Annotated in this window: 10 protein-coding genes; 6 read left to right on the forward strand and 4 right to left on the reverse strand. The window is 66.5% G+C overall.

Annotation, left to right across the window (positions count from 1 at the left end):
- Positions 1 to 422: 422 nt before the first annotated feature.
- Positions 423 to 1,802, reverse strand: a complete 1,380-nt coding sequence (locus UB43_RS00815; RefSeq protein WP_052969471.1) for a winged helix-turn-helix domain-containing protein — start codon at positions 1,800 to 1,802, stop codon at positions 423 to 425.
- 204 nt (positions 1,803 to 2,006) lie between these two features.
- Positions 2,007 to 2,963: a GlxA family transcriptional regulator gene (locus UB43_RS00820; RefSeq protein ID WP_177329763.1), complete on the reverse strand. Its 957-nt coding sequence runs from the start codon at positions 2,961 to 2,963 to the stop codon at positions 2,007 to 2,009.
- A gap of 345 nt (positions 2,964 to 3,308) precedes the next feature.
- Here UB43_RS00820 and UB43_RS00825 point away from each other — a divergent pair, with 345 nt between their 5' ends.
- From UB43_RS00825 to UB43_RS00835, 3 genes are all read left to right on the forward strand, one after another.
- Positions 3,309 to 3,965, forward strand: a complete 657-nt coding sequence (locus UB43_RS00825) for a hydrolase (protein ID WP_045207472.1) — start codon at positions 3,309 to 3,311, stop codon at positions 3,963 to 3,965.
- A 62-nt stretch (positions 3,966 to 4,027) separates the two neighbouring features.
- Entirely contained in the window at positions 4,028 to 4,444 is a 417-nt protein-coding gene (locus tag UB43_RS00830; protein WP_045207473.1) for a DoxX family protein, read from the forward strand.
- Complete coding sequence (locus UB43_RS00835; RefSeq protein ID WP_052969472.1) at positions 4,441 to 5,706, forward strand: OprD family porin; 1,266 nt, start codon at positions 4,441 to 4,443, stop codon at positions 5,704 to 5,706. The genes UB43_RS00830 and UB43_RS00835 overlap by 4 nt, the downstream gene beginning before the upstream one ends.
- Before the next feature lie 132 nt (positions 5,707 to 5,838).
- Here the strand turns inward: UB43_RS00835 and UB43_RS00840 are convergent, their stop codons facing one another.
- Entirely contained in the window at positions 5,839 to 6,750 is a 912-nt protein-coding gene (locus UB43_RS00840; protein WP_045207475.1) for a LysR substrate-binding domain-containing protein, read from the reverse strand.
- A 213-nt stretch (positions 6,751 to 6,963) separates the two neighbouring features.
- Here UB43_RS00840 and UB43_RS28750 point away from each other — a divergent pair, with 213 nt between their 5' ends.
- Both UB43_RS28750 and UB43_RS00850 read left to right on the forward strand, forming a co-directional pair.
- Positions 6,964 to 7,686, forward strand: coding sequence for an AraC family transcriptional regulator (locus UB43_RS28750; protein ID WP_052969473.1), 723 nt, complete (start codon positions 6,964 to 6,966; stop codon positions 7,684 to 7,686).
- Between the two features lie 77 nt (positions 7,687 to 7,763).
- Positions 7,764 to 10,475, forward strand: a complete 2,712-nt coding sequence (locus UB43_RS00850) for a cation-transporting P-type ATPase (RefSeq protein WP_045207478.1) — start codon at positions 7,764 to 7,766, stop codon at positions 10,473 to 10,475.
- Positions 10,476 to 10,605: 130 nt separating this feature from the next.
- Here the strand turns inward: UB43_RS00850 and UB43_RS00855 are convergent, their stop codons facing one another.
- Positions 10,606 to 10,977, reverse strand: a complete 372-nt coding sequence (locus UB43_RS00855) for a DUF6306 domain-containing protein (RefSeq protein ID WP_045207480.1) — start codon at positions 10,975 to 10,977, stop codon at positions 10,606 to 10,608.
- Positions 10,978 to 11,345: 368 nt separating this feature from the next.
- On the opposite strand from UB43_RS00855, the gene ccoN reads away from it, so the two are divergent.
- Positions 11,346 to 12,791, forward strand: a complete 1,446-nt coding sequence (ccoN, locus tag UB43_RS00860) for a cytochrome-c oxidase, cbb3-type subunit I (protein WP_045207482.1) — start codon at positions 11,346 to 11,348, stop codon at positions 12,789 to 12,791.
- The last annotated feature ends 5 nt before the right edge of the window (positions 12,792 to 12,796 follow it).

The raw sequence follows: 12,796 nt of genomic DNA on the forward strand, positions 1-12,796 counted from the left end.
GCATGGCCCGCTCCTACAGGAAAACGTCGGCGCTGGGCGGTTCGCGAGCAAGCTCGCTCCTGCGAAAAGCGTCAACGTGTGCGACGTGAAGCACGGGACGCACGGGACGCACGGCTTTGGCCTCGGCCGCGGCGGTCCTATTGGACACATGTGCTGGGTTGGGGCTTCTGCTTTCGCTGGGCGCATGACCCGGAACGGGTGATCCACCCTGCGCTGGTGATGGGGCGACCTGTAGGAGCGAGCTTGCTCGCGAACGCTCTTCCTGGCCGTTCCGGCGCTGGGCGGTTCGCTAGCAAGCTCGCTCCTACGAAAAGCGTAACGTGTGCGACGGGACGGCGGGCTTTTGTAGGAGCGGACCATGTCCGCGATGACGTCCAGCGCGATTGAAACCTATCGCGGACGAAGTCCGCTCCCACCCGAGGTCAAGCCGCCGAGCTCGCCACATCCGGAAGGCTGACCTGCCGTATGTAAGCACGCGCCGTGTTCGGCACGCGGTAGCGTACTTCGCTCTCGCCCTGCTCCACCCACAGCAGCGACTTGTCCGCCAGCTGGCGTACGGTCGCGAACGCGCAGTCGCGGCACAGGCGGTCGCCGTCGAGCGAGGCCACCGCCGCGTCGAGGGTGAAGTCCTCGCCCAGTTGAGCGAGCAGGCGCAGGCAGCGCTGTTCGGCAACGTCCAGCAGCCCGTAGCTCCAGTCATAGGTCGCCAGCAGGCTCTGCTGCCGCGCCGGAGCAGTGCGGCGGCCGGGCATCAGCAGTTGCATGGGCGTGTCCAGCAGGGCCGGCAGTCCGGCGAGGCCGAGGATGCCCACCTGCCTTGCGGCCATTTCGATGGCCAGGGGAATGCCGTCCAGGCGCCGGCAGATGTCGATGATCGCGCGCACCTGGCCCGGCTTGAGCTCCAGGCGGTCGCAAACCTCCCGCGCGCGCATCACGAACAGCTGCACCGCCGAACTGCACATGGCCAACGCCAGCGGCGCATCGTCCTGCGCGGGCACCTCCAGCGGCGGCAGGCGCACCACGCGCTCCCCTTCCGCCCGCAGCGGCTCGCGGCTGGTGGCGAGGATGCTCAGTGCCGGGTGCAGGCGCAGCAGGTGCTCCACCGCCTCGGCGCAGCGATCGGCAAGGTGCTCGCAGTTGTCCAGCAACAGCAGGGTCGGTTCATAGGCCGGCTCGCGCAGGAGAATGGCGAGGCTCTGGCTGAGGGAAACGCCGTCCGGGTCGGCAGAAAGGTCGAGAAAGCGCACCTGGCTGAAGTGCTTGCCGAGCTGCTCGGCAGCGTGGATCGCCAGGGAGGTCTTGCCCATGCCGCCGGGGCCGACCAGGGTCATCAGGCGCGTGGCGGGCATCTGCTTCACCACCCGCTCGAGCAGCGCCTGGCGGCCGACCAGGCCCATCAGCAGCACCGGCAGGTTGCTGGCGCGCACTTCGCACGGCAGTGTCACGGCCTGCGCCGGAGCCACCACGCTCTCCACCACGCCGACGAAGCCATAGCCGCGCAAGGGCACGTTGGCGATGTAGCGCTCGCCCGTGCGGCCTTCGCCGAGGGCGCGACGCAGGGCGGCGATGTGTACGCGCAGGTTGATCTCTTCGACCACGGTATCGCCCCAGACCTGGGCGATGATCCTGTCCTTGCCGATGATCTCGCCGGGTTGGCGGATCAGCACCTGGAGAATGTCCAGCGCCCGGCTGCCGATGCGTACCGGGCGATCCCCCTGCAGCAGCTGGCGCTTGTAGGGGTGGAACTGGAAGCGACCGAACTGCAGGATGGTCTCGGTGCGGTTTTCCGTGCTTGCGCTCATGTCCTGCTCACGTCTTCGGATCTGACGGATCGCTCTACAACGGGTCCTCCAGGCGATCTGGCCAGTACCGAGGTGACGCGCCCCTGATGATTGGTCAGGGTATTTTCCCGCCCTCGTGTGACAGCGCAATTCCCGCAGGGGGAAGGATTCGGCCAACTTGGGTGCGCCGGACGGTCAAACAGCGGGAAATGCGGCGCACTGCCATCAGGCAAAGCCGAATTGCTCGCGATACTGGCTCGGCGTCATGCCGATGCGTTCGCCGAAGACGGTGCGCATGTGCCGGGGACTGCCGAAGCCGCTGCGGCAGGCGACCTGCTTGAGCGGCAGGTCGCTGCTTTCCAGCAGCTTGCGCGCATGGTCGATGCGCGCGCTCTGCACGTACTGCATGGGCGTCATGCTCGTCTCGCGCTGGAAGGCGCGGGCGAAATTGCGCGGGCTCATGGCCACCTGCTCGGCCAGGCGGTTCACCGTCAGCGGCTCGTCGATGTGGTCCACCACGTAGGCCTGGGCGCGGGCGATCACCGAGCCGTCGCGCACCACCGACACCAGCAGCGGGCCGAACGGCGTCTGCCCGCCCTGGCGCTTGAGCACCACCAGCAGCACCTTGGCGACTTCCAGTGCGATGTCCTTGCCGTGGTCCTCGGCCACGACCGCCAGCGCCATGTCGATGCCCGCGGTGACACCGCCGGAGGTGATCAGGTTGCGGTCGATGACGTAGATGCGCTCGGCCTGCACCTGGGTGCGCGGGTACAGCTGTGCCAGGCGCTCCAGGTAATTCCAGTGGGTGGTGCAGCGGTAGCCGTCGAGCAACCCGGCGGCACCGAGCAGGAAGGCGCCGGTGCACACCGCGCCATAGCGTTTCGCCGCGCGCGCCGCTGCCGGCAGCCAGGCGTTGAGCGCCTCGTTGTTGCCGTTGTAGGCACCAGGCCCGCCGGGTACCAGCAGCAGGTCGACGCCGGCGAGCAGCGCTTCCAGCGGCAAGTCGGCGCTCATCCTCAGGCCGCTGGAGGCGCGCACGGCGCCGGGCTTCGCCGCCACCGTCAGCAAGCGGTAATGGCGCTCCGGCGGCAGGTAGCGGTTGGCCATGGAGAACACCTCCATCGGCCCCGTCACATCCAGCGCCAGCACATCGTCGTACAGCACCATGGCCACTGTTTTCATTCTTCTACTCGCACGCAAACGGGGCTTGGCGGTCTCGCGTGCCCCGGTATAGGAAAAAACCACTGTACCGATTCGCCACGCCGGCGAATCGCACGTTTGCATCATTCTCCGCCGGGCGGGCCGAGCACACAGGTCCAATAAATGCCGGACGGCGGAACCATAGTCTGCCCAGCGGAGCCTTCGGACGGGTCATGCAGAACTGCAAAGTGGCCGTGCAAGGCTGTCTGTTCCGCGCCTTTCGCCGATCGGCAAAGATGCGTCCACGGTTCGGCACTGGCTACGGCAGTCCGGGCCCACCGACCACTCGAACCTCATCCACCCACGCCATTCACAAGGACCATCGCCATGACCGCCATCGCCAAAGCCGTTCCCGGCAAGACCCTGCTCAACCCCACCGACCACACCCTGATCATGATCGACCACCAGTCGCAGATGTCCTTCGCGACCAAGTCCATCGACGCGGTGACCCTGCGCAACAACGCCGCCCTGGTGGCCAAGGCGGCCAAGGAGTTCGACGTCTCCACCATCCTCACCACCGTCGCCGAGAAGAGCTTCTCCGGCCCGATCTTCGACGAGATCAAGTCGGTCTTCCCCGAGCACAACGTCATCGACCGCACCAGCATGAACACCTGGGAAGACCCGCGCATCGCCGTGGAAGTGAACCAGTTCGGCAAGCAGAAGATCGTCCTGGCCGGCCTCTGGACCTCCGTGTGCATCGTCGGCCCGGCCCTGTCGGCCATTGACCAGGGCTTCGAGGTCTACGTCATCGCCGACGCCTGTGGCGACGTCTCCACCGAGGCCCACGAAATGGCCCTGCAACGAATGATCCAGCTGGGCGCGCGCCCGATGACTTCCCTGCAGTACCTGCTGGAACTGCAACGCGACTGGGCCCGTGGCGAGACCTACGATGCCACCGTGAAGACCTCCATCGAGCACGGCGGTGCCTACGGCCTGGGCCTGATCTACGCCAAGACCATGTTCAACGCCAGCGAAGGCCACTGAGCCCGGGCACCGGAAAGGGGCGGCAGTGCCGCCCCTTTTTCATTCGCAGGATTGAAGACACCATGCCGACCCACGACCGCTCCAGCGCCCTGGCGCTCCTGTTCATGCGCGCTGCCGCCGCCCTGCTGCTGCTCCAGGTGCACGGGCTGCCCAAGCTGCTGCACTGGCAAAGCGAGCTGCAGCACATCGAAGACCCCTTCGGCCTCGGCGCGGCGCCAACCCTGGCGCTGGCAGTGTTCGCCGAAGTGCTCTGCCCGATCCTGCTGATCCTCGGCGTGTTCGCGCGCCTCGCCTGCCTGCCGGTGATCGCCGTGCTGCTGGTGGCATTGCTGTTCGTGCACCCGCAGTGGTCGCTGGAGGAAGGCCAGTTCGCCTGGTGGATGCTGATTCTCTTCGCCGGCCTGGCGATTGCCGGGCCGGGCAGCTATCGCCTCGCCCTGCCCCGCCCTGGTGCCCTCCACACGGAGCCCAGACCGTGAGAAACGCCCTGCTTCCCTGCGCCCTGGCGCTCGCCTGCGCTCCGGTCCATGCCGCCGACTGGTCGCTGCTGTCGCGCAATTACTTCCTCGACAACGACTACCGCAGCCCCGGCCCCAACGGCCAGAGCCTGCGCCGCGAATGGGCGCAGGGCTTCATCGGCAAGTTCAGCAGCGACGTCACGCCCGGCACCATCGGCGTGGGCGTCGACGCCCACGCCTTCCTCGGCCTGAAGCTCGATGGCGGGCGCGGCCACGCAGGCACCGGCCTGCTGCCACTGGACAGCGACGGTCGCAGCGAGAGCGATTACTCCGATGCGGGCGCCGCGCTGCGCCTGGTGCACGAAAAAACCAGCCTCGCCTGGGGCGAAATGGAAGTGGAAACGCCGGTATTCGACACCGGCGACAAGCGCCTGCAACCCGAATACGCCACTGGCTGGTTCCTCGACGACAGGAGCCTGCCGGGCCTGCGCCTGCAAGCCGGGCGCTTCACGGCCTTCAAGAACCAGGACTCCAGCTCCAGCCACGGCGAATTCGAGGGCTATGGCGGCAGCACCCGCTTCGGCGGCCTGAGCCTGGCCGGCGCCACCTGGAGCGCGCCCGGCGCGAACTGGGGAGGTGCACTCTATGCCAGCCAGCTGGACGACGTCTGGCGCCAGGCCTACGCCAACCTCAATGGCCATTTCGGTCGCTGGTCGGTGGACGCCAACCTGTACAAGACCGGCGACACCGGCAGCGCCCGCGCCGGCGACATCGACACCCTGGCCTGGAGCCTGCTGGGCAAGGTCGCCCTGGGTAGCCATGCATTGAGCCTCGCCTACCAGAAGGTCAATGGCGACACGCCCTTCGACTTCGTCGGCGGCGACTCCATCTACCTCGCCAACTCCATCAAGTACGCCGACTTCAACGGCCCCGGCGAGCACTCCTGGCAAGCGCGCTACCAGTGGGACGGGGCCAGCGCCGGGCTTGCCGGCCTGACCCTCTCCACGCGCTACGTGCGCGGCAGCGGCATCGACGGCACCCACGCACCGTGCGGCGGCGCCTACAACCCCATGCAGGGCGGCACCTGCCAGCCCGCCTACGGCGACGGCGGCAGACATTGGGAGCGCGACCTCGATGTGCGCTACGTGGTGCAATCCGGCCCGGCCAAGGACCTGGCGCTGAGCTTCGCCCAGGTCTCGCACCGCGCCAACGACGCCCAGGGCGGCGCGGATATCGACCGCATCTACGTGATCATCGAGTACCCGCTCAAGGGTGTGTTTTGAACCCCTGGAACCGCCTTCCCTCGCAGGAGCGGGCCATGCCCGCGATCCGCGGACCAAGTCCGCGCCTCCGGGGTTCAGGCACCAGAGATTGTCGCGGGCATGGCCCGCTCCTACACGGGTTCCTGGCACGCCTCAGGGCACCGGCGCACTCATGTACTCGACCATCCGCTCGCGCAACCAGCGTTCGGCCGGGTCGTTGTCGTGGGCCGCGCTCCACACCAGCGACAACTCCGCCGGCTTGATCTCCAGCGGCGGGTCCTCGGCGCGCAGGCAGCTGTCTTCCACCAGTGCGCAGGCCGCGTAGTCCGGCACGGTGGCGATCATCTCGGTGTTGCGCAGCAGCGCGCGCAGGCTGCCGAACTGCGGCACGGCAAGCACCACGCGACGGCGGCGATCGATACGTTCCAGGTCCAAGTCGATGGCGCCGTTCAGGTCGCCGGAGAACGACACCATCACGTGCGGCCGCGAGCAGTATTCGTCCAGGGTCAGCGGGCCGGGGCGGTCGTCGCCGCGCAGCACCTTCACGCCGATGTCGCGCAACTTGCGGCGCTTGGCGTTGGCCGGCAGGTCGGTGGTGTAACTGACCCCGGCGGTGATCTCGCCGGAAGACAGCAGCGCCGGCATCAGCAGGAAGTTGGCGCGGCGCACCACCACGGTGATGTTCGGCGCTTCCTGCTGCAGGCGCGCCAGCAGCGCGGGGAACAGGCCGAACTCGGCGTCGTCGGAAAGCCCCAGGCGGAAGATGTTGCAGCTGCTCTGGGGCTCGAAGGTCTTGGCGCGGCTGACCGCGGCGGAGATCACATCCATCGCCGGGCGCAGTTCCTCGAAGATATGCAGCGCCCGGCTGGTGGGTTCCATGGCACGGCCTGCGCGCACCAGCAGCGGGTCGTCGAACAGGTCGCGCAGGCGCGCCAGGGCGGCGCTGACGGTGGACTGGGTGATGAACAGCTTCTCGCCGACGCGGGTGAGGTTCCGCTCCAGCATCAGGGATTCGAAGATCACCAGCAGGTTCATGTCCAGGCGGCGCAGGTCGTTTCGGTTCATGGCTGGTCGCTCGGGGCTGTGGGGTGGGCATCTTTGCACAAGACGAGGGTCGCGCCAGTCGATCATGGAACAGGGTGTTTTTCTTGGACGCGTGTGCTCATTCGCGCGCCGTTTGCTTAATCCGATTGAGCATCGGATCACCTTGATTTACCTTGAATTTTTTACATTCCGGAGCGGCATTTCGGCCGCCGATAAAACGAGAAGAGAGACGCCATGCCCGCACCTGCCCACCAGGTAGCGACCATGCTCGCCCCCCAGACCCACCGCCTGGTCCTGCAGCTCATGGAGGAGCTGGAAAGCCAGGGCGACGGCCTCCACCAGGCCAGCCAGCGCCTTTGCCAGCATCTGCTGGAACACTACCGGGTGCCCGAGCCCTGCAACGATGCCGCGGACACCTGCCAACGCCTCGCCCTCGCCCCCTGGCAGGAACGCAAGGCCAAGGACATCCTCGCCGGCAGCCTGCTCAGCCGCCTGTATATCGCCGATGTCGCCGAGCAATGCGGCATGTCGCGCAGCCATTTTTCCCGCGCCTTCAAGCAGGCCACCGGGCTTGCGCCACGGGAATGGGCGCTGCGCCTGCGCATCGACCGCGCCCGCGAGCTGCTGGCCGGCGGCGACGCGCCGATTTCCCAGGTCGGCCAGGAATGTGGCTTCGCCGACCAGTCGCACTTCTGCCGCAGCTTCCGCAAGCTGGTGGGCTGCACGCCGAACCGCTGGCGGCAGGCCGGCCGGGTGGGCGGGACACGGGAACTGGAGCCACCGGCCATGCAGGAGCGGACTCCGTCCGCGATGGGTTTGCCCCACTCCGGACCGATCGGAGCGATGCTGAGTCGATCGCGGACGGAGTCCGCTCCTACGCCAATCGACACCTCTGATGACAATTCCTACGCTGTTCAGCAAAGGTTCAGCGATGACCCGCCGAACCTTGAGGTATGACAGTTCCGCTGCAACGCCCGCCGTCTAGTCTGGGGACAGTCCCATTTTCCCAACAGGCAGGAGCCGGGAGTCAGCGCATGACTGCACCGCAAACCACCGACGGCAAACCCCAAACCACCGACTGGTACCGCAAGAGCGTCGACCAGACCCTGGCCGATCTGCAGACCAGCGCGGAAGGCCTCTCCCCCGACGAAGCCGAGGCGCGGCTGCTGCGCCTGGGCCCCAACGCGTTGCCGGCCAAGGAGGTCGATCCGCTCTGGCTGCGCTTCGCCCGGCACTTCAACGACGTGCTGATCTACATCCTCCTGGCCGCCGCCGTGGCCACCGCACTGATGGGCCACTGGACCGACACCGTCGTCATCCTGCTGGTGGCGGTGATCAACGCCGGCATCGGCTTCTTCCAGGAGAACAAGGCGGAGAAATCCCTCGCCGCCCTGCGCGGCATGCTCAGCAGCACCGCCCACGTGGTGCGCAACGGCAAGAAGATCGAGATGGACGCCGCCCAGCTGGTGCCCGGCGACATCGTCATCCTGCGCCCCGGCGACAAGATTCCCGCCGACGTGCGGCTGTTCGACGTGCACCACCTGCAGGTCGAGGAATCCATGCTCACCGGCGAATCCCTCACCGTGGGCAAGCACGCCGACGCCCTGGACAAGGAGGCGCTGCTGGCCGACCGCACCAACCTCGGTTTCTCCGGCACCAACGTCAGCGCCGGCAACGCTCGCGGCGTGGTGATCGAGACCGGCCCGGCCACCGAGCTCGGGCGCATCAACAAGCTGATCGCCAACGTCGACGAGGGCGAGACTCCGCTGCTGCGGCAGATCGCCGAGCTGGGCAAGCGCATCTTCCAGCTGATCGTCGGCATGATGGTGGTGCTGTTCATCATCGGCTTCTTCTGGCACGACTACCCCTTCGGCGAGCTGCTGCTGTCGCTGATCAGCCTGGCGGTTGCCTCGGTGCCCGAGGGCCTGCCGGCCATCGTCTCGATCATCCTGTCACTGGGCGTGCAACGCATGGCGCAGAACAAGGCGATCATCCGCAAGCTGCCCACCGTGGAAACCCTGGGTGCCATGAGCGTGATCTGCTCGGACAAGACCGGCACCCTGACCATGAACGAGATGACCGTGAAGAGCGTGCTGCTCGCCCACGGCCTCTATGCGGTCGAGGGCCAGAGCTACGAGCCCAAGGGCCGCATCACCTTCGGCAGCACCAGCGATGAACTGGACTGGTCACAACACGCCGCCCTGGATGCATTCATCCGCGCAGTGGACATCTGCAACGACAGCAGCCTGCAACTCAATGACGAAGGCCGCTGGGGCGTGGTCGGCGGGCCCACCGAGGGCGCGCTGAAGGTCCTGGCGCGCAAGGCGAACCTGCCGGAGATCGAGTTCCACAAGTTCGGCAAGATTCCCTTCGACTCCGCCTACAAGTACATGGCGCGGCGCTGCGATGTGGCCGGGCAGAACCTGATCTACCTCAAGGGCGCGCCCGACGTGCTGCTGCGCATGTGCCAGCAGCAGCTCGGCGCCAACGGCGTGGAGCCGCTGGACCGCGAGTACTGGGAGCGCGAGATGAGCTTCATCGCCGGGCAGGGCCTGCGCATGCTCGCCGCGGCCTACAAACCGGTGCAGCCCGATGACGGCGTGATCGACCACGAGGATGTACAGGACGGCATGATCTTCCTCGGTGTCGCCGGCCTGCTCGACCCGCCGCGTCCGGAGGCCATCGAGGCCATCGCCTTGTGCAAGCGCGCCGGCATCCAGGTGAAGATGATCACCGGCGACCACCCGGACACCGCCGTCGCCATCGCCGGCATGCTCGGCATGGGCAACGACCTGCGCGCCATGACCGGCCAGGAGCTGGAACAGGCCGACGACACCCAGCTGAAATCCCTCGCCCTGCAATACTCGGTGTTCGCCCGCACCAGCCCCGAGCACAAGCTGCGCCTGGTGCGCGCGCTGCAGGCCAACGAGGAAGTGGTCGGCATGACCGGCGACGGGGTCAACGACGCCCCGGCGCTGAAGCAGGCCGACGTCGGCATCGCCATGGGCATCAAGGGCACCGAGGTGACCAAGGAAGCCGCCGACATGGTGCTCACTGACGACAACTTCTCCACCATCGCCGGCGCCGTGCGCGAGGGCCGCCGGGTCTACGACAACCTGAAGAAGACCGTGCTGTTCATCCTGCCGACCAACATGGCCCAGGGCCTGCTGATCGTCATGGCGATCCTCGCCGGCGCGGTGATCCCGCTGGCGCCGCTGCAGATCCTCTGGATGAACATGGCGACCTCCACCACCCTGTCCTTCGCCCTGGCCTTCGAGCCCGGCGAGCCGGGGATGATGCGCCGGCCGCCGCGCAACGCGAAGGAGTCGATCCTCAACGGCTTCGCGGTCTGGCGGGTGCTCTACGTGGGCGGCCTGCTCACCGCCGCCGCCTTCCTGCTGGAGGCCTGGCTGGTCAGCAACGGCCAGGACACCGACCACATCCGCACCATGATCCTGCACACCCTGGTCACCGCGCAGTGGGCCTACCTGTTCAACTGCCGCCTGCAGGAGGAGTTCTCGCTGAACTGGGCGCTGCTGCGCAATGGCGCGCTGCTCACCGTGACCCTGGCGCTGATCCTGCTGCAGTGCTTGGTGATCTACGTGCCCTTCATGCAGACCGCCTTCCACACCGTCGCCCTGCCCTTCAGCGGCTGGCTGATCTCGTTAGGCATCGGCATCGCGGTGTTCTTCGCGGTGGAGCTGGAGAAGCTGGTGATCCGTCGCTGGAAGGCCTCGCGGCGCTAAGCTGCTTTTCGTAGGAGCGAGCTTGCTCGCGAACAGCCCAAGCCCCTCCCTTCAACCGGAAGGGCTTGTTGTTTGCGGAAAGTGGTTCGCGAGCAAGCTCGCTCCTACAGGCAGGAATAGGTGCGCGCGGTCACTGATGCAACCGCAGCACCGCCTCCAGCTCTTCGCGCAGCCACGGCTCGTCGATCTCCGGCAGGCGCTGGGTGATCTGCCGGGCAACCCAGCGCTGGCCGCGGCCAATGAACTCGAAGCGCAGCTCCAGGTCCTCGATGGCCATGGCGCTGGCGTGGAAATCGCCCACGCCGCTGTCCGGCGCGGCACCCAGGCGTTCGAGGCAGCGGCGCAGGCGGCGGCAGCTCTCGGCCTCGCCTTCGTGCAGGCGCTCCAGGCGGCGTCGCACGATGGCTTCGTCGGTCTGCCGCAGGCTGTCGAGCATGACCCGCGCGCCAGCGCGCTCGGCGCGCATCAGGGTTTGCAGCCAGTCAATGAGATCGTCGGACATGAAACTTTCCCGCTAGTGGCGAAGGCCCATCCTAGACCGTCTCGCGAAGCCGCTTTAAATGAATTGAATTGCACTGACGCTGCACTATTCCGAATACATCCAGCTTGCACCGTACCTCTTCATTTCCGCTGCGCCGCTCGTCGGCATTGATCCCGGACAAGGCATGGCAGAGCGGCTGCATGCCAGTGCATCGCCTTCAACTCAAAAAAACTGCACTTATGCAGCATTATTATTCGTTTGTTGCATCCATCTTGTCTGTTCAGACTGTTCGGGCTCCCTGCGGCGAATTGCCTCCTGATTGCCTGATTCGCTTGCCACTCTCGGGTGGGCAGGGAGCCGTCAGTCAACCGGAGTACGACGGAATCAAGATGGACAGTGCAATACCCCTCGATCAGCACACCCCCCGCGACGCCGAATACAACTACGACATCGTTCGCCGCTTCACCCTCACCACCCTGGGCTGGGGCATCCTCGGGATGCTCATGGGCGTGTTCATCGCCGCCCAGCTGGTGTGGCCGCAACTGAGCCTGGAGATGCCCTGGACCAGCTTCGGGCGCATCCGGCCGATCCACACCAACCTGGTGATCTTCGCCTTCGGCGGCAGCGCGCTGTTCGCTACCTCCTTCTACGTGGTGCAGCGTACCTGCCGCGTGCGGATCATCTCCGACAGCCTGGCCAATGTGCTGTTCTGGGGCTGGCAGGCGAGCCTGGTGGCGATGCTGGTGAGCTACCCGCTGGGTATCACCACGTCCAAGGAGTACGCCGAGATGGAGTGGCCCATCGCCCTCTGGGTGACTGTCCTCTGGCTGGTGTACGCCTACCTGTTCTTCGGCACCATCGCCCGCCGCAAGGTGCGCCACATCTACGTGGGCAACTGGTTCTACGGCGCCTTCATCGTGGTCACCGGGATGGTCCACGTGGTCAATCACCTGGCGATCCCGGTGACGCTGCTCAAGTCCTACCCGCTCTACTCGGGCGCCACCGACGCGATGATCCAGTGGTGGTACGGCCACAGCGTGGTGGGCTTCATCCTCTCGGTGGGCTTCCTCGGCATGATGTACTACTTCGTGCCCAAGCAGGCCGAGCGGCCGATCTACTCCTATCGCCTGTCCATCGTGCACTTCTGGGCGATCATCACCCTGTATATCTGGGCCGGCCCGCACCACCTGCACTACACCGCGTTGCCGGACTGGGCGCAGTCCCTGGGCATGGTGATGTCGCTGATCCTGCTGGCACCCAGCTGGGGCGGCATGATCAACGGCATGATGACCCTGTCGGGCGCCTGGCATAAGTTGCGCACCGACCCGATCCTGCGCTTCCTCGTGGTGTCGCTGGCCTTCTACGGCATGTCCACCTTCGAGGGGCCGATGATGGCGATCAAGACAGTGAACTCGCTGTCGCACTACACCGACTGGACCATCGGCCACGTGCACGCCGGCGCCCTGGGCTGGGTGGCGATGATCTCCATCGGCGCGCTGTACCACATGATTCCGAAACTCTACGGCCGCGAGCAGATGCACAGCGTCGGGCTGATCAACGCGCACTTCTGGCTGGCTACCATCGGCACCGTGCTTTACATCGCCTCGATGTGGGTCAACGGCATCACCCAGGGCCTGATGTGGCGCGCGGTGAACGAGGACGGCACGCTGACCTACTCCTTCGTCGAGGCGCTGGCGGCCAGCCATCCGGGCTACATCGTGCGCCTGATCGGTGGTTCCACCTTCGCCAGCGGCATGCTGCTGATGGCCTGGAACACCTGGGCGACGGTGCGCAGCGGCAAGCCGGTGTCGAATCTTGAAGCGGCTGCGGCCTGAGGAAT

This window comes from Pseudomonas sp. 21 (assembly GCF_000955805.1).
In the GTDB taxonomy this organism is placed as follows: domain Bacteria; phylum Pseudomonadota; class Gammaproteobacteria; order Pseudomonadales; family Pseudomonadaceae; genus Pseudomonas.